Below are 15,353 nucleotides of genomic sequence, written 5' to 3'. Positions count from 1 at the left end.
TAGCTGTTAAGCTAAGCTTAACATAAAAGCACATCATATTGACTAGCGTTATTTACACTAGAAAGTGAGGAATTTTAATACAACATGCAATTAAAACGGCAAGCGTCTTTTCATCAAAAAAATCATTTTTAAAGGCTTCTGCATCTACAATACCAACGCATTCATTTTGTGCATTAAATAAAGGTAGGCAGGTTTCTGATTTAACTTTAGGATCGCATGTGTAGTATTCACCACCTTGTGATAAATACGCCTCAACGTTATTAATAATGCGGCCCTTGTGAGATAGCGCAACCTGTACATTGTTACTCCCTGCTGCAAATGCTTGCGTTAAAGGAAACAACGGGCGACTAGGCGCACCATGATAAGCTAATTTTAACAGTTGCTTACCTTCACTTGTATTAGTTGATTGATAAATACCATACCAATCAACGCCTGTTTGCTGTTCGATGTAGCTTACAATACTTTGTAAATTAGCTAACTTAAGTTGTGTTTGCTCATCACCTTTAAGATAGTCAGTTAATTTGAATGGCTCATCTTGTAAGTAACCAAATAAACTACATGCACCGCCCTCGCCAAGCTCTGGTATTTGATACTCCCAACACACATCAGGCAAAGCAGTGTTTGCTAAATGTAGATCAAGCTTTTCAAGCTCTGTTGAAATCAAAGCTGAATTAGCACTAAGTTGTGCTTGTTTTAAGTAAGAAGAAATCATTTGGCCATCCATACATCTAAAGTTTCGAGAATAATAGCATGGATATTTTTACAGAGCTAGCTCAACTTGTAGCACATTTCAACTTGGTTACCACTGGCGTTATAGGTGACTTTTTCGGCTATTTCTTCTAATAAAGACACCCCTCTGCCAAATTCGTTATTAGCCTTTGCCAACTCATCGTGCTTACTACTAAACCCTCGACCTGAATCACAAATAATAAAATATAAACTGAGCGTGTCGGGGCAATAGCGCATATCAATAATAATCATGGCATCTGTAAGTTTAGCAAGGGCAGCCTCTCTCAACTCGTAATACCGAAAAAAGCCGTCTTCTTGTTTTTTAATTTCTGAGTTAAGTCCTAATACACCATGGTCAAGCGCATTGTTGTAAGCCTCAGACAACAGTAAAAATATATTAGAACGATGAGTATTTAACCCCTCAACACTGCTTAAAATATTAACGACGTCGTAAACGGGGTCTGTTTTTTTTATTTGCTCTGAGTTTAAGCTCAAAGACAAATTAAAAGCTAAAGTAGAAAATGCTTCTCGCTCTTGTTCCTCAGGAATTAAAGGCAGGCAGTTTAGTAAAACAATGCTTAAATCGTCTTGCTGCTTAGTACCATCTGCAAACTTAGTAACATTAGCAACTATGTCTTCACTACTAATCATCGATTTACTTTTTAAGGTTTGTAAAAAACGCTCCTCCCCAAAAAATATATCCTCTTTGTTTGCCGTTTCTATAATACCGTCGGTTGCTAATACTAGGCGTGTATTACTATTTGTTTCAAAATGAATAACTTCATATTCAAATTCTTGTTCATCTAAAATCCCCAGCGCCATATGCTGCGATTCTAATGTTTGTTTTACATTACCGTCTTTATCTATTAGGTAGGCATCGGGTAAGCCGCCCATCCATGCAGAAACACTTTTACCTGATGCACTAAGCTCTATAATGGTTGCAGCACAAAACATATGCCCAGGTAGTAGGTTGTACAGTAGTGTATTTAGCTCACAGGCAATATCGTTAACCGCCATGCCTTTTTGTACCATAGTATAAAACACACGAGAAGTTGGTAATGCACCAATAGCTGCAGCAAGGCCATGGCCCGTAAAATCTCCCAACATGCAATACAAATTACCGATTGGGCTTTGCGCTACTAAAAACATATCGCCGTTAAACATAGAGGCAGGTGATAAATTAAAATCTAAATACTCTTTAAACTTACCTTGGTTTTCTAATGAGTTATTAAAAATGTGCTCAATTATTTCGTGTTCACGTTCAATTTGGTTGTGATGATATTCCAGCAATTTCTTTTGTTGGTTTGCTTTTTTACTCAGCTCTCTGGTGCGAATATGTGCTTTAATTTTTGCATGCAGAATTACTTTTTCAAATGGTTTATGAATAAAGTCATCGCCACCCACTTCGAGGCAGCGCTCAAAACTTGCTTGATCTTCTAAGGAGGTTATAAAAATAATCGGTAAGTAAACTTCACTATACTGCTGCTTTATTTTTTCAGCAGCTTCAAAACCATCCATTACAGGCATTAAAACATCCAGTAAAACAACGTCTATTTGCTCTCTTTTAAGTACATTAAGTGCATCTAGCCCGTTATAAGCCACTGATATTTTATAACCCTCTTGCTCAAGCATTTTACTTAGTAAAATGCGATTGAGCGCCTGATCATCCACAATTAACACATGTATCATTAGCTAATATCAAACTTTTTATCAAAACGCGAAATTTGTAGAATTTTTCTAAGCTGAGGTTGGCAATTGCTTATTTCAATAGTTTTCACTTGGCTATCAATTGTTTTTTTCATGTTAAGTAACATGCCAAGTGCTGAGCTATCCATGTAGTCAGTCTCTCTTAAATCGATAATAACCTTTACTGTTTTTTCGCTCATTTGGGCATAAGCTTGGCGAAAAGATTGCACTAAATTAAAGTCAAATTTACCTTTGATTTGTATTGTTAATGTAGTGCCATCGACTGATTCATTCTTAGTTAAACTCATATTAAACTCCAATAATATTTCCTTTGAACTAAATATAACCTGTTAAAAGTATTTAGCAAAAAGAAAAACACACAACTTCAAATTTGCTATCATTTACGCCAATATTTAATTAATTTTTATCCATAAAGGTAAGGTATGAGTGATAGTCACTTAGTATATTCAACAAGTACGGGGCGCATTGACCAGGCAAAACCAGAAAAAGAGTTAGAAGCTAAGCTTTTTAAAGATGGTTTTATTCGCATTGAGCGTCAAACAAAAGGACGTAAAGGCAAAGGCGTAATGTTAGTTGTAGGCATTGATCCAAAAGATCATGATTTAAAAAAGTTAGCTAAAACTATAAAAAGCAAAATGGGCCAAGGCGGCGCAGTAAAAGAAGGCATTATTGAAGTGCAAGGTGATGACCGCGATAAACTAAAAGCCATTTTAGAAGCGTTAAAATTTAAAGTTAAAATTGCGGGTGGTTAACCCGCAATTTTATTAACTACTTACTTCGCTATTTGAGAGTTCATTTAACCTTTCATACAATTTTGGTAGTTCGTGCTCAGCAATTGGTTTACTAAAATAATAGCCTTGTACAATGAAGCAATTATTATTTTGTAAAAACTGCATCTGCTCTATTGTCTCAACCCCTTCTGCGACCACGTCTAGCTTTAACTTTTGCGCCATGGCAATAATAGCGGCAGTAATTTCCATATCATTTGTATCCTCAGGGATATCTTTTACAAATGAACGGTCAATTTTCAATATATCAACCGGGAATCGTTTTAAGTAACTGAGTGACGAATAGCCAGTACCAAAATCATCAATAGAAATAGATATACCTAAGGCTTTAAGCTCGTGGAGTTGTGTAATTGCAGCTTCTACATTTCCCATTAGCATACTTTCAGTCAGCTCTAAGTGAAGGCGCTTAGCCGAAACACCCGTCCTAATTATCATTTTACTCAGTGTTGAGACTAAGCTTGAGTCTTTGAACTGGCGAGCCGATAAGTTTATCGATATATTATTTTCTAAGCCTTGCTTTGTTAATCTTACGGCAAAATCACAAGACTCTTGAAGCACCCATTCGCCTAATTCAACTATAAGGCCTGTCGCTTCTGCAATAGGAATAAATTTATCTGGAGGGATTGCGCCTTCAGTTGGGTGGAACCATCTTAATAACGCTTCATAGCCAATGACCTGATGAGTACGACTATCAACTTGAGGTTGGTAGTAAACTACAAACTGTTTTTCTTTTAGTCCTATACGTAGCTCATTTTCAATAAATAAACGCTCATTAGCAGCTGCGTTCAATTCTTGGCTATAAAAATGGAATGTATTACGCCCTTTTGCTTTTGCCTCATACATTGCTAAGTCAGCATGTTTTAATAACTGATCTTCTTCTAGGCTATCGTACGGAGCCATTGTAATACCAATACTCGCGCTCACAATAACTTCATTACTACCTAGTTTTATAGGCACATTCAGTGTTTTTTGAATTGTATTGGCAACATCAGTCGCGTGAGCTTGGCTTTCTATACCACTGAGTAATACTGCAAATTCATCACCACCTAAGCGCGCTATGGTGTCCTCGGCTCGTAAACGTTTTTTAAGTCTGTTTGCCACTTCAATTAATAATTGATCGCCGGCATCGTGACCTAATGTATCGTTAATACGTTTAAATTCGTCTAAATCAAAGTAAAACAATGCAAATGCATAGTGCCCACGTTCTGCTAATGCCATTGATTTACGCAATTGCATTCTAAAAAACGTTCTGTTGGCAAGGCCCGTAAGGGTGTCAAAGTAAGCAAGCTGCTCCATTTTACGCTGGCTTTCTTTTACAAACGAAATATCTTGTGCAGATGCTACATAGCTGGTTATTTCACCGCCCTCTTCACGAATTGGCGAAACACTTAAAGACACCCAAATTGGCTCTTTATTCAAGCCTTGAATTAATGTATCACCGCGCCAGTAATTACGGCTGCGTAAATCTATGTCTATATCTTCAACTAAAATAGACATTTCTGAGGCAATAATATTAAGTAATGGTGCTCTATTAAAATGACTTTCTGGGTAGCCTGTCATTTCGAGCATTTTTGGATTTACGTATTCAATTACAAAATTCTCATCGGTGATCACAACACCAGTGCCCGAGAATGCTACCGCTTTAGATAAACGGTTAGCTGCTTTTTCAGCAATTTCTTTTTCTGTAATTCTCTGGTTTAAGCCATCGATAAGTTTGCGAATTTCTACCGTCATGTCTCTAAATGAGCCATTAAGCGTGCCAATTTCATCTTTGTTTTCTGGTGGGAATTCTGTAGTTAATTGACCTTTGCCAAAACTTGTAACTGCATAAACCAAAGTATGTAAACGGCGAAGGACTAGTTGATAAAGCGCTTGATGCAGCAATAAGGCAACTAATATTGCGTATAAAATAAAGAGACCAAAAAACTTCAGTTTTAAATCTTGTAATGCAGATAACGTCGATGAACGCTTTTTATATACCCCTATGTACCAATCTAAGTCATCAATCTTACGAATATTGATAATATGAGCTTCGTCATTTTTTTCAAACGAATTTGCGTATTCAGGTAATTTCACCGCAATTACATCATCAATAATCGACTGCAGTGCTGGGTTTACAAATTCATTAGTAGCGAGTGCTTTATTATCACTACCATAGTCGGCTAGTAAGGTCGGATTTAAATCTGGGTGTGCTAACAATTGCCCTTTACTATCAAACACAAGTAGGTGTTTTTCTTTATCACCAACAGGTAAAAATGAAATAAGTTTGTTGAGGGAAATATCGCTCCCTGTCACACCTAAAAACTCATTATCGACATAAACTGGCACTAGTAAGCTAATAACCCATTTGCGCCATACTGTATCGTAATAGACTTTTGACCATGCAGGCTCTCTTACTGTTTCAAGCGTGCTTTTAATCGATTTATAGGTTGAGCCATTCGTTGCTCTAAAGTCGGCAGGTGCGTTTAATGCCCAATTTGGAGGAGAAACACGAATAAAATCATCATCAGTTATGAGATAAAAGTTAAAAAAGTCGTGTACCAGTGTAGGAGAAATTATACGCCACAGCATCTCAGAATCATTAAATAGGCGTTTATAAAAAGGAGAGTAATTTTGCTGTGGTAAAAATGCTGCTGATAAACCATCAGCCGAGGCACTTCGAATCGTACCGTCACTATTAAATTGTAACTGTGATTTATTACTTAAATTAATTGGTGAATTGGGTTGAAAAAGTTGTTGTGTTACTACGTTATTAGCTTGCTGAGCAATATTTACTTTTGTTTTAATGCGCTCATTAAATTGCTTCACTAATAAATCTGTCGAGCTTTTTAAAACTTCGTGTTCTTCAAAAACGAGTTGTTTCTCTTCAGATTTAAGCATTAAGGCAGCCGCACATACCCCAGCTATTAAGCAAATAGCGGATATGAGTAGCGATAGTTTTACACTTAAAGAATTCAATCCAAAACGCGATGGAGGGCGTCTGTAAACCACGGGTCAACCTTAATTATTAATAATTGTTATTATTTGAACCAGTTAACGAAATATACCAGATCCACATTCATATTTATAAATTATTTGTAAACTTTCTATAAAAACTAATATAGGGAAATAAATAGTACTCTAAGCTTATTTAGATCTTTATTGACATTGTTAGCAACTCTCCATACATTAACTGTATGAATATATTTATCTCTCGCACTTTTTTTTCGTTTTTTAGCTTCTTTATATAGAAGAGGCTTCCCTGTTTGTGAGATAAAATCAATCGAATAGTAAAGCCTCCCAACCGGGAGGCTTTTTTGTTTTTGCTGTGTAATAACAGCCTACTTTTGGAATGAGGATACCAAAATGACAAATGATGTATTAAATGCACTAAGACACGATATAAATGAAATAGACTCCGATTTACTCGTGTTATTAGCTAAACGTCGTCGTATTAGCCACGGTGTGGTTGAGTATAAAATTGCTAACAACAAGCCAATTCGCGATGAAGCACGTGAACTCGCACTTTTAGAGAAACTGATTGGTTATGGTAAATCACTAGGTTTAGATGCTTACTACGTGAATAATGTTTTTCAAACTATTTTGGAAGACTCTGTTTTACACCAACAAGCAATGCTACAAAAAAACCTGAATCCAGATGCCCTTAGTGAAACACACCGTGTAACTTACTTAGGTGGTCAGGGTTCTTATAGCCAACTAGCATGCCATAAATATTTTAGCCGCCGCCCGGGTAAATTAGTTGAAATTGGCTGTACATCGTTTGACGAAATAACAGGTAAAGTAGAAAACGGCCAAGCTGATTTTGGTTTATTACCCATTGAAAACACAAGCTCTGGCAGTATTAACGAGGTGTTTGACTTATTACAGCACGCGCAAGTGTCTATTGTTGGAGAAGTAACTCACAGTGTAGAGCATTGCTTACTCGCCAACCCCGATACTGAACTTAGTCAACTAACAAAAATATTTGCACACCCACAACCATTTGCGCAGTGCAGCCGCTTTTTACAGGGCTTAGGTGATTTACAACACGAAACATGTGACTCAACATCAAACGCGCTACAATCAGCTCTGAACACACCATACAGTGCTGCAATTGGCTCTGCACAAGCGGGGAAAAACGTAGGGCTTGAGGTTATTAAATCAAACCTAGCTAATCAAAGCGAAAACCATAGCCGCTTTATTGTTGTTGCACGTAAGCCTCTACAAGTGTCTAACCAAATTCCAACTAAAACTAGTTTGATCATGTCGACAAAACAACAAGCGGGCTCACTAGCCGATGCGTTAATGATTTTTAAGCAGCATAAGATTAATTTAGTAAAACTTGAATCTCGCCCTACTCCGGGCAATCCGTGGGAAGAAGTTTTTTATGTTGACCTAGAAGCAAACTTAGCTGAAAGCCAAGTAAAAGAAGCGCTAGAAGAACTTAAAGAGCACACCCAATATGTACGTATTTTAGGATGCTACCAAAGCGAGTCACTACAGGCAGTAAGCGTAAATACTTAATAAGCAATTTTACAAATCAAAAAGGGCCGATATCGGCCCTTTTTCGTTAACTAGTACCAGTCTGCATAAATATTTTAGCAATTTAACGAATTAAATCCCCATACTTAAGCAAACGGTATAACAAATATTAATCTAAAACTTTTGAATCATTCGCTTTATTTAATAAGCTCCTGCTTTGCGTTAAAAAGTGTTCTGTCGAGTCAGAAAAGTAAACTTTAGCCTCAGCAAAAGAGTCAATAAGCGCTGCTTTATCTCCCGCTTTTAATTTTGCTAATGTACTTGCGAAGGTATCTTGGTACTGTGCAAGTAAGGTTTCTACATCATCGAATTGTGCTAGCATAATATCTGAGTAAAGCTCAGGCGACTGCGCAAATAAACGCCCTACCATCATCAGTTCTAATTGATATATAGGTGACGAGCAGCTACGTAATTCTTCTAGTGTATGACTTTGTTTTGCTAGAAATTGTCCGTACACAAATGTCGTTAAATGGCGCATTACCTGAATAATTTGCATTGCTTCATCATGCTTTTTAGCATCAAGTTCAACAAGCTGACAACCCCATACTTGTAACTGCTGTAACAAACCTTTTGCCGCTTGGTGTTCTCGCCCTTCACATACAACAACTGTTTGTTTTACCCAGTGTGATATATCAGGCCCAAACATAGGATGTAAACCAACCACAGGGCCACTGTGCGCAGCTTTTAGTGCTTTAATAGGCGATTGCTTTACCGATGTAATATCAACTAGTAAACAGTCTTCATCTAGTTTAGGTAACTTAGCAACGACAGCGTCCAATGCATTAATAGGTACGCTAATCATTACCAGCTTGGCACCTTTTAAAATACTTTTAGCATCGTTTTGCTGATCTTTATCTAAAATTTTAACTTCGTAACCTGAGCGAATAAACTGCTGTGCAAATAACTGGCCCATGGCACCTTGACCACCCACAATCACAATTGGCGAAAGCTCTGGCGCTGCGCATGCAAGTTTTGCTTGTTGGTTTTGATAGGCTTCTCGCATCATGCGTCTTAGTATATCTTCAACGAGATCTGGGCTTACATTTTGATTTATTGCTTCTTGTCGTCTTGCCGCTAATAGCTCTGCTTCACGGACAGGTGCATGTAAAGGCGCGCCTGTTTGTTGTTTTATCTCACCAATTTTTTGCGTAATACCATTACGTTTAGCGAGTAAGGCAACAAGTTGTGCATCGCATTCATCTATACCTTCTCTTAGCTGTGCTAAATCACTTATGTCAGCCACGTTCGTCCCACCTTAAAAAACCAAATAACGTAAATATAAATTTACATAAAAGTAAACTAATCAATACGATAAATACTAACAGGATCAGCTAACTGAGAAAAGGCTAAAGAGGAAATTTTACTAATGAGGAATTAAGAATTGAGAATTGAGAATTGAGAATTGAGAATTGAGAATTGAGAATTGAGAAAATAATATTCTAAAACCAAAACGGGTTGCAACCCGAAGGATGCAACCCGTTTTTTTGCGTTGATAAACAGCGCGTATTAGTTAAGTTTTTCTCTAATACGTGCAGATTTACCAGAACGCTCACGTAGATAGTAAAGCTTAGCACGGCGAACTGCACCGCGACGCTTAACTGTTACGCTATCAATAAGAGGGCTGTGCGTTTGGAATACACGCTCAACGCCTTCACCGTTCGAGATTTTACGAACTGTGAATGCTGAGTGAAGACCACGATTACGCTTAGCGATTACAACACCTTCAAAGGCCTGTAGACGCTCTTTAGCACCTTCTTTTACTTTTACCTGTACAACCACTGTATCACCAGGGCCAAATGCAGGTACGTCTGTTTTAAGCTGCTCATCTTCAAGCGCTTTAATAATATTTTGGTTTACTTTTGCCATTATGTTTCTCACTTTCCTAGGTGTAACTGTCTTCTAGCCACAAGCTTTTTGGTACTCTTGCTGAAATTTCGCGAGTAATACCGCTTGCTCCTCAGTCAGAGCTAGGTTATGCAACAAGTCAGGACGTCGTAACCAAGTTCTGCCTAATGACTGCATAAGCCGCCATTTTGCTATCTCTTGGTGGTTACCACTGAGTAATACAGCAGGAACCTGTTTGTCGTCCAATGTTTCTGGTCGTGTATAGTGTGGACAATCTAACAAGCCATCCGAAAATGAATCTTGTTCCGCTGACTGGTTATGACCTAACACACCTGGCACTAATCGCGCTACTGCGTCAATTAATGTCATGGCAGGTAGTTCACCACCACTCAAAATAAAATCACCAATTGACCATTCTTCGTCAACATATGATTCTATTATTCTCTCATCTATACCTTCATAGCGACCGGCAATCAAAATCAGTTTTTTAGAGCTAGCGAGTTCGCTAGCACCTTGCTGATCAAGTTTGCGCCCTTGCGGGGACATATAAATTACTTTAGCACCATCACCAGCTGCTTTTTTAGCTTCGGCAATCGCTTTTTTTAATGGCTCAACCATCATTAACATACCAGGTCCGCCCCCGTAAGGACGGTCATCTACGGTTCTATGCTTATCTAAAGCGTAGTCTCGTGGATTCCAGCAGTTAAAATCAATTAAGCCATTTTTTACTGCGCGACCAGTAACGCCTTGGTCTGTAATAGCGTCAAACATGTCTGGAAAAAGGCTTATCACCCCTACCCATAATGAACTAGTTTGCGTCATTAAAAACCAGGATCCCAGTCTACGGTAATTTCTCTTGCGTCGTATTTAACTTCTTTAATAACTGAATCAGTTAAAAAAGGAATCAAACGCTCAGCTTGACCAAATGCGTCTTTACTGTTTGCTTTAACAACCAGTACGTCATTTGATCCTGTCTCCATCAGGTCATCAACAATGCCTAAGCTATAACCTTTATCGGTTACAACAGACATGCCAATGAGATCTCGCCAATAGAACTCACCTTGCGGGAGTTCTGGTAAATGCGCTGCATCCATTGAGATTTCTGCATGGGTATAAGCCATTGCTTCGTCTCGGTCGTTTACCTGCGCAAATTTAGCGATAAAGCCTTTGTTGTGGCGACGCCAGTCGACCACTTCTAAGGACTGCCATTTACCTTGCTGCCCTATCAACCACGGGCTGAAATCGAAGATCCCTACGGGATCATCAGTAAATGAATGTACCTTAAGCCAGCCCTTTATACCATATGGGGCACCGAGCTTTCCTACGACAATTATTGATGAGGTGTTCTCTTGACTCATGGTTACACTTACGCCTATTAAGCCGCTTTACGAGCGTCTTTTACTAACTTAGCTACGCGATCTGAAAGAGATGCGCCCTGACCTACCCAGTGTTCAACACGTGGTAAATCTAAACGAATTTTTTCTTCTTGACCTGAAGCAATTGGGTTAAAAAAGCCTACTTTCTCGATGAAGCGACCGTCACGCGAGAAACGGCTATCCGCAACCACAATTTGATAGAAAGGGCGTTTTTTAGCGCCACCACGTTGCAAACGAATAGTTACCATACCGTCCTCTATAAAGATTGACTGTTTTCATTAATAAGATTTACTCCCCAGAATGGGGAGCTGGGGAATTGTACGAGTTTTTGGCAATAACGCAAGTAAGAAGTGAACCAAAAAGGCAGTTTAGTAGGTTAAACCGTGATCTCAACGACAAATAAGAGTTAAAGGTGTATTACATGCATAATTTATTCAACAAAAAAGGAGCTATTTGCTCCTTTAAATATGATTCGCTATTATTTTAAAAAGTAACTTAATGGTACTTTTTAAAATTTAGGACCGCCGCCGCCCATCATTCCAGGTGGTAACATGCCTTTCATACCGCGCATCATTTTAGTCATGCCGCCTTTACCTTTCATTTTTTTCATCATTTTTTGCATTTGCGTAAACTGCTTAAGCAACTTATTAATCTCTTGTACTTGTGTACCAGAGCCAGCTGCTATGCGTTTTTTACGCGAACCTTTAATGATTTCTGGGCGTGCACGCTCTTTTTTAGTCATAGAGCTAATAATAGCTTCCATTTGGATAAATGTTTTATCACCCATTTGACCTTTAACAGCATCTGGTAAGTTAGACATACCAGGGAGCTTATCAAGCATTGACATCATGCCACCCATGCTTTTCATTTGCTTTAATTGGTCAGCAAAATCATCAAGAGTAAAACCTGCGCCTTTAAATACTTTTTCAGCAACTCTAGCAGCTTGCTCTTTATCTACTTTCATCTCGACTTCTTCGATTAATGAAAGTACGTCACCCATGCCTAAAATACGCGACGCTATACGGTCTGGGTGGAAAGGTTCAAGTGCGTCAGTGCGCTCACCCACACCCATAAACTTGATAGGCTTGCCAGTGATGTGACGAATAGATAAAGCAGCACCACCACGCGCATCACCATCGGTTTTTGTTAATATAACACCGGTAAGTGGTAATGCTTCGTCGAATGCTTTAGCTGTATTCGCCGCATCTTGACCTGTCATTGCATCAACAACGAACAAGGTTTCAATTGGATTGATTGCTTTATGAAGATCTTTAATTTCATCCATCATGTTGCTATCAACATGTAGACGACCTGCAGTATCAACAAGTACTACATCTATAAATTTCTTTTTAGCATGAGAAATTGCAGCGGTTGCAATATCAACTGGCTTTTGCGAAATATCACTTGGGAAGAAATCAACATCAACTTCTGCTGCAAGCGTTTCTAGCTGTTTAATCGCCGCAGGACGATAAACATCGGCACTTACTACAAGTACTGATTTCTTTTTTCGCTCTTTTAAAAACTTAGCAAGCTTAGCTACACTGGTGGTTTTACCCGCACCTTGTAGACCCGCTACCATTACAACGGCTGGCGGTTGCGCATTTAGACTTAGCTCTTCATTAGCCTCGCCCATTGCTTTTTCTAGTTCTTCACGCACTATTTTTATAAATACTTGGCCTGGGCTTAAGCTTTTTGTAACTTCAACCCCAACTGCGCGTTCTTTAACTTGTTTTACAAAGTCGCGAACAACAGGCAATGCCACATCGGCTTCTAAAAATGCCATACGCACTTCGCGAAGTGTGTCTTTTATGTTGTCTTCCGTCAGACGGCCACGGCCACTGATATTTTTTAAGGTTTTACCTAATCGTTCTTGGAGGTTCTCAAACATGTAACGGTTCCGATAAGACGTTTATATCAATCCATTTAAATTTTACGATTAATTTGATTTTTCAATTAACCTAGATTGACTTATTAAGTTTCAATTAAAAGTAGTATACCGTATATGGCGTCTTACAATATAGTGTTCAAGTGCACCTTGATGAGTTTCTTTTTTTAAGGTCTATGCATTTGCTTTGCTATAAAATACAATGGCTATATAACAACAAGGTTTATTTTGTCTCAAATTAAGTGGCCCAAGCACAATGCTGATTATTAGTTTAACTATTATTGCCAGTTTATTTTATGTGTTAGCAACGTCTCACGTGCTTTCACGCCTGTTTCATCAACAAGGCCCAAGCCAAAAAGTAACTGTTATTTTAAGCACGGTTGCTATAGTGGCGCACATGCTGCTGTTAGTTAACTCTGTTTTTAGAGCCGACGGTCAAGATTTAAGTATCGTAAACGTCGCTCTTTTGACGTGCTGGGTGATTGTGGTCTCGGTGACGGCTGTCTCGCTAAAATTCCCTGCAACTTTATTGTTGCCCGTTGTTTATGGTTTTGGTGCCTTACTAACCATTGCCAGTTTATTTATACCTCATCATATTTTATTGCAAAGTATCAATATTGAGGTGGGTTTAGTAACGCACATCTCTTTATCTTTGTTAGCCTACTGTATTTTAATTATCGCTACTTTATACGGTGTACAGTTTTACTTTATTGATAAACGTTTAAAACGTAAAGATTTAGCAATTGTACATAGCCATCTTCCGCCTTTAATGGTTGTGGAGCGCCAGCTTTACCAACTTCTTAATTTAGGCACTATATTACTCACATTTGCATTACTTTCAGGGTTTGTATTTCTTGATGGAATGTTCGCTAAAGAGTTCATTCATAAAACAATATTATCGTTAGTTGCGTGGGCTATTTTTGCCGTTGTAGCTATCGGGCATATGAAAAAGGGTTGGCGCGGTAAACCGGTGGTTATTACAATCATGGTCGCTGCATTTGTCCTCACACTCGCTTATTTTGGCAGCCGTTTCATACAAGAAGTGATACTAAATAAGTTTTAACTTGACTCTGCTTGCTCACTCTAGCTTAATACGCATTGATTTATAAGAAAAGGATCCATCGTTGGACGACATATCGACAAGTACCCTATTTATCATTTTAGGTTTTTTGGTGCTTTTTTCTGCTTATTTTTCTGGTTCAGAAACCGGAATTATGTCAATCAATCGTATACGCCTGCGACACCTCGCTAAAGAGGATCATCGTGCAGCTAAACGAGTCAGTAAATTACTTAGCCGTCCAGATAGGCTCATCGGTTTAATTTTAATCGGTAATAATCTTGTTAATATAGCAGCAGCCCAAGTTGCAACCATTATAGGTATTCGCCTTTACGGTGACCTAGGTATTGCTATAGCAACGGGCGTGTTAACTCTAGTTGTGCTTATATTTGCCGAAGTAACACCTAAAACCCTTGCTGCCCTCTACCCTGAAAAAGTTGCTTTTCCAAGTTCAATAATACTTAAGGGATTACTAAAAATCCTGTTCCCTTTTGTCGTGGTTATTAACTGGATGACAAACGGTATACTGCGGTTATTTGGTATTAGTGCTGCTCAAATCGACGAACACAGCATGAGTAAAGAAGAATTAAAAACAGTACTCAATGAGTCAGGCGCACTTATTCCTGCTCGTCATCAAAGTATGCTGACTTCAATTTTAGATTTAGAACAAGTAACCGTTGAAGATATTATGATCCCACGAAACGAAATTGTGGCCATTGATATTAATGACGATTGGAAACTAATTAGTCGCCAGCTTACCCATGCGCAACATACTCGTGTGTTGTTGTATCGCGATAATATAGATGATGCAGTAGGTTTTATTCACTCACGTGATGCGCTTCGTCTACTTACAAAAGAGCAATTTGATAAACCCTCTTTGCTACGGGCTGTACGTGAAATTTACTTTATCCCTGAAGGAACATCACTAAATACTCAGCTATTAAAATTTCAGCAATCTAAAGAACGCATAGGCTTAGTGGTAGATGAGTATGGCGACATCCAAGGCCTAGTGACCCTAGAAGATATTTTAGAAGAAGTTGTTGGCGATTTTACAACTACGCAAACTCGTACACCGAGCGAAGAAGTAGAAACACAAACTGATGGCTCATGTATTGTGGATGGCGGCGCTAACGTACGCGATTTAAATAAAGAAATGGGTTGGGATTTCCCGCTCGATGGACCTAAAACTTTGAGTGGTTTAATTGTTGAATACTTGGAGAATATTCCTGATGCAAATATTAGTCTGCGTATCGCGGGATATCCTATTGAAGTACTCGAAGTAAAAGAAAATATGATAAAACAAGTGAAGATACTGCCGAATAAGCGTTCTCGCTAAATAAAAAAGGAGCCAATTGGCTAATGCCGATCAGTTAAGAAAATGACCGGTTGACCGATCCAAACGATCATGCAAAATCCGTAGTTAGGAAACTAACTACGGATTTTTT

The 15,353-nt window shown here is 38.5% G+C and carries 14 protein-coding genes and 1 other annotated feature; of the genes, 4 read left to right on the top strand and 10 right to left on the bottom strand.

Translation table 11 applies throughout. The features are described 5' to 3' along the window. Nucleotides 1-52 precede the first annotated feature (52 nt). Genes GQR52_RS16770 through GQR52_RS16760 form a run of 3 tightly spaced genes read right to left on the bottom strand, consistent with a single transcriptional unit; the run spans nt 53 to nt 2,723 of the window. Nucleotides 53-712 carry a GAF domain-containing protein gene (locus tag GQR52_RS16770; protein ID WP_165729156.1) on the bottom strand — a complete coding sequence of 220 codons (660 nt, stop codon included), beginning with the start codon at nt 710-712 and terminating at the stop codon, nt 53-55. 56 nt (nt 713-768) lie between these two features. Continuing rightward, nucleotides 769-2,418 carry a SpoIIE family protein phosphatase gene (locus tag GQR52_RS16765; protein ID WP_121954292.1) on the bottom strand — a complete coding sequence of 550 codons (1,650 nt, stop codon included), beginning with the start codon at nt 2,416-2,418 and terminating at the stop codon, nt 769-771. Next, on the bottom strand, nt 2,418-2,723 hold the full coding sequence (locus GQR52_RS16760; RefSeq protein ID WP_002962948.1) for an STAS domain-containing protein: 306 nt from the start codon (nt 2,721-2,723) through the stop codon (nt 2,418-2,420). The genes GQR52_RS16765 and GQR52_RS16760 overlap by 1 nt, the downstream gene beginning before the upstream one ends. Nucleotides 2,724-2,858: 135 nt before the next feature. Between GQR52_RS16760 and GQR52_RS16755 the strand changes: the two genes are divergently transcribed. Further along, nucleotides 2,859-3,188: a stress response translation initiation inhibitor YciH gene (locus tag GQR52_RS16755; protein ID WP_165729155.1), complete on the top strand. Its 330-nt coding sequence runs from the start codon at nt 2,859-2,861 to the stop codon at nt 3,186-3,188. A gap of 12 nt (nt 3,189-3,200) precedes the next feature. On the opposite strand, the gene GQR52_RS16750 is transcribed toward GQR52_RS16755, so the two are convergent. Then, entirely contained in the window at nt 3,201-6,215 is a 3,015-nt protein-coding gene (locus GQR52_RS16750) for an EAL domain-containing protein (protein ID WP_021032079.1), read from the bottom strand. 192 nt (nt 6,216-6,407) lie between these two features. Further along, nucleotides 6,408-6,525 (top strand) — a sequence feature (Phe leader region). A gap of 44 nt (nt 6,526-6,569) precedes the next feature. On the opposite strand from GQR52_RS16750, the gene GQR52_RS16745 reads away from it, so the two are divergent. After that, nucleotides 6,570-7,727: a chorismate mutase gene (locus tag GQR52_RS16745; RefSeq protein WP_165729154.1), complete on the top strand. Its 1,158-nt coding sequence runs from the start codon at nt 6,570-6,572 to the stop codon at nt 7,725-7,727. A gap of 127 nt (nt 7,728-7,854) precedes the next feature. Here the strand turns inward: GQR52_RS16745 and tyrA are convergent, their stop codons facing one another. The 6 genes from tyrA to ffh form a co-directional block, all read right to left on the bottom strand. Further along, nucleotides 7,855-8,988 (bottom strand): bifunctional chorismate mutase/prephenate dehydrogenase, encoded by a 1,134-nt coding sequence (tyrA, locus tag GQR52_RS16740; RefSeq protein WP_165729153.1) that lies wholly within the window; start codon nt 8,986-8,988, stop codon nt 7,855-7,857. A gap of 263 nt (nt 8,989-9,251) precedes the next feature. Beyond that, nucleotides 9,252-9,611 carry a 50S ribosomal protein L19 gene (rplS, locus tag GQR52_RS16735; RefSeq protein ID WP_007581406.1) on the bottom strand — a complete coding sequence of 120 codons (360 nt, stop codon included), beginning with the start codon at nt 9,609-9,611 and terminating at the stop codon, nt 9,252-9,254. Nucleotides 9,612-9,644: 33 nt separating this feature from the next. Further along, on the bottom strand, nt 9,645-10,412 hold the full coding sequence (gene trmD / locus GQR52_RS16730; RefSeq protein WP_165729152.1) for a tRNA (guanosine(37)-N1)-methyltransferase TrmD: 768 nt from the start codon (nt 10,410-10,412) through the stop codon (nt 9,645-9,647). Continuing rightward, the gene (rimM, locus tag GQR52_RS16725) at nt 10,412-10,948 is read right to left on the bottom strand and encodes a ribosome maturation factor RimM (RefSeq protein ID WP_010554631.1); all 537 of its coding nucleotides are present in this window, start codon (nt 10,946-10,948) and stop codon (nt 10,412-10,414) included. Before rimM ends, trmD begins: the two co-directional genes overlap by 1 nt. A gap of 17 nt (nt 10,949-10,965) precedes the next feature. Beyond that, a complete protein-coding gene (gene rpsP / locus GQR52_RS16720; protein WP_002962192.1) occupies nt 10,966-11,214 on the bottom strand; it encodes a 30S ribosomal protein S16 in 249 nt (82 codons plus the stop codon). Between the two features lie 260 nt (nt 11,215-11,474). Next, nucleotides 11,475-12,854, bottom strand: coding sequence for a signal recognition particle protein (gene ffh, locus GQR52_RS16715; protein ID WP_007581399.1), 1,380 nt, complete (start codon nt 12,852-12,854; stop codon nt 11,475-11,477). Nucleotides 12,855-13,107: 253 nt separating this feature from the next. Between ffh and ccsA the strand changes: the two genes are divergently transcribed. Continuing rightward, on the top strand, nt 13,108-13,914 hold the full coding sequence (ccsA, locus tag GQR52_RS16710) for a cytochrome c biogenesis protein CcsA (protein ID WP_024593585.1): 807 nt from the start codon (nt 13,108-13,110) through the stop codon (nt 13,912-13,914). Between the two features lie 61 nt (nt 13,915-13,975). Continuing rightward, entirely contained in the window at nt 13,976-15,244 is a 1,269-nt protein-coding gene (locus tag GQR52_RS16705; protein ID WP_024593584.1) for a CNNM domain-containing protein, read from the top strand. The last annotated feature ends 109 nt before the right edge of the window (nt 15,245-15,353 follow it).

It is taken from the genome of Pseudoalteromonas sp. 31A1, assembly GCF_011378815.1.
Classification (GTDB): domain Bacteria; phylum Pseudomonadota; class Gammaproteobacteria; order Enterobacterales; family Alteromonadaceae; genus Pseudoalteromonas; species Pseudoalteromonas arctica.
The sequence above is the reverse complement of the archived record's forward strand: the minus strand, read 5'-3'. Positions and strand labels throughout refer to the sequence as shown.

Excerpts from the sequence above, each read along its gene's own strand:
- GQR52_RS16770 (WP_165729156.1), bottom strand. The coding sequence starts at position 712 with ATGATTTCTTCTTACTTAAAACAAGCACAACTTAGTGCTAATTCAGCT.
- GQR52_RS16755 (WP_165729155.1), top strand. The coding sequence starts at position 2,859 with ATGAGTGATAGTCACTTAGTATATTCAACAAGTACGGGGCGCATTGAC.
- trmD (WP_165729152.1), bottom strand. The coding sequence starts at position 10,412 with ATGACGCAAACTAGTTCATTATGGGTAGGGGTGATAAGCCTTTTTCCA.
- rplS (WP_007581406.1), bottom strand. The coding sequence starts at position 9,611 with ATGGCAAAAGTAAACCAAAATATTATTAAAGCGCTTGAAGATGAGCAG.
- rpsP (WP_002962192.1), bottom strand. The coding sequence starts at position 11,214 with ATGGTAACTATTCGTTTGCAACGTGGTGGCGCTAAAAAACGCCCTTTC.
- rimM (WP_010554631.1), bottom strand. The coding sequence starts at position 10,948 with ATGAGTCAAGAGAACACCTCATCAATAATTGTCGTAGGAAAGCTCGGT.
- ffh (WP_007581399.1), bottom strand. The coding sequence starts at position 12,854 with ATGTTTGAGAACCTCCAAGAACGATTAGGTAAAACCTTAAAAAATATC.
- GQR52_RS16745 (WP_165729154.1), top strand. The coding sequence starts at position 6,570 with ATGACAAATGATGTATTAAATGCACTAAGACACGATATAAATGAAATA.
- ccsA (WP_024593585.1), top strand. The coding sequence starts at position 13,108 with ATGCTGATTATTAGTTTAACTATTATTGCCAGTTTATTTTATGTGTTA.
- GQR52_RS16765 (WP_121954292.1), bottom strand. The coding sequence starts at position 2,418 with ATGATACATGTGTTAATTGTGGATGATCAGGCGCTCAATCGCATTTTA.
- GQR52_RS16760 (WP_002962948.1), bottom strand. The coding sequence starts at position 2,723 with ATGAGTTTAACTAAGAATGAATCAGTCGATGGCACTACATTAACAATA.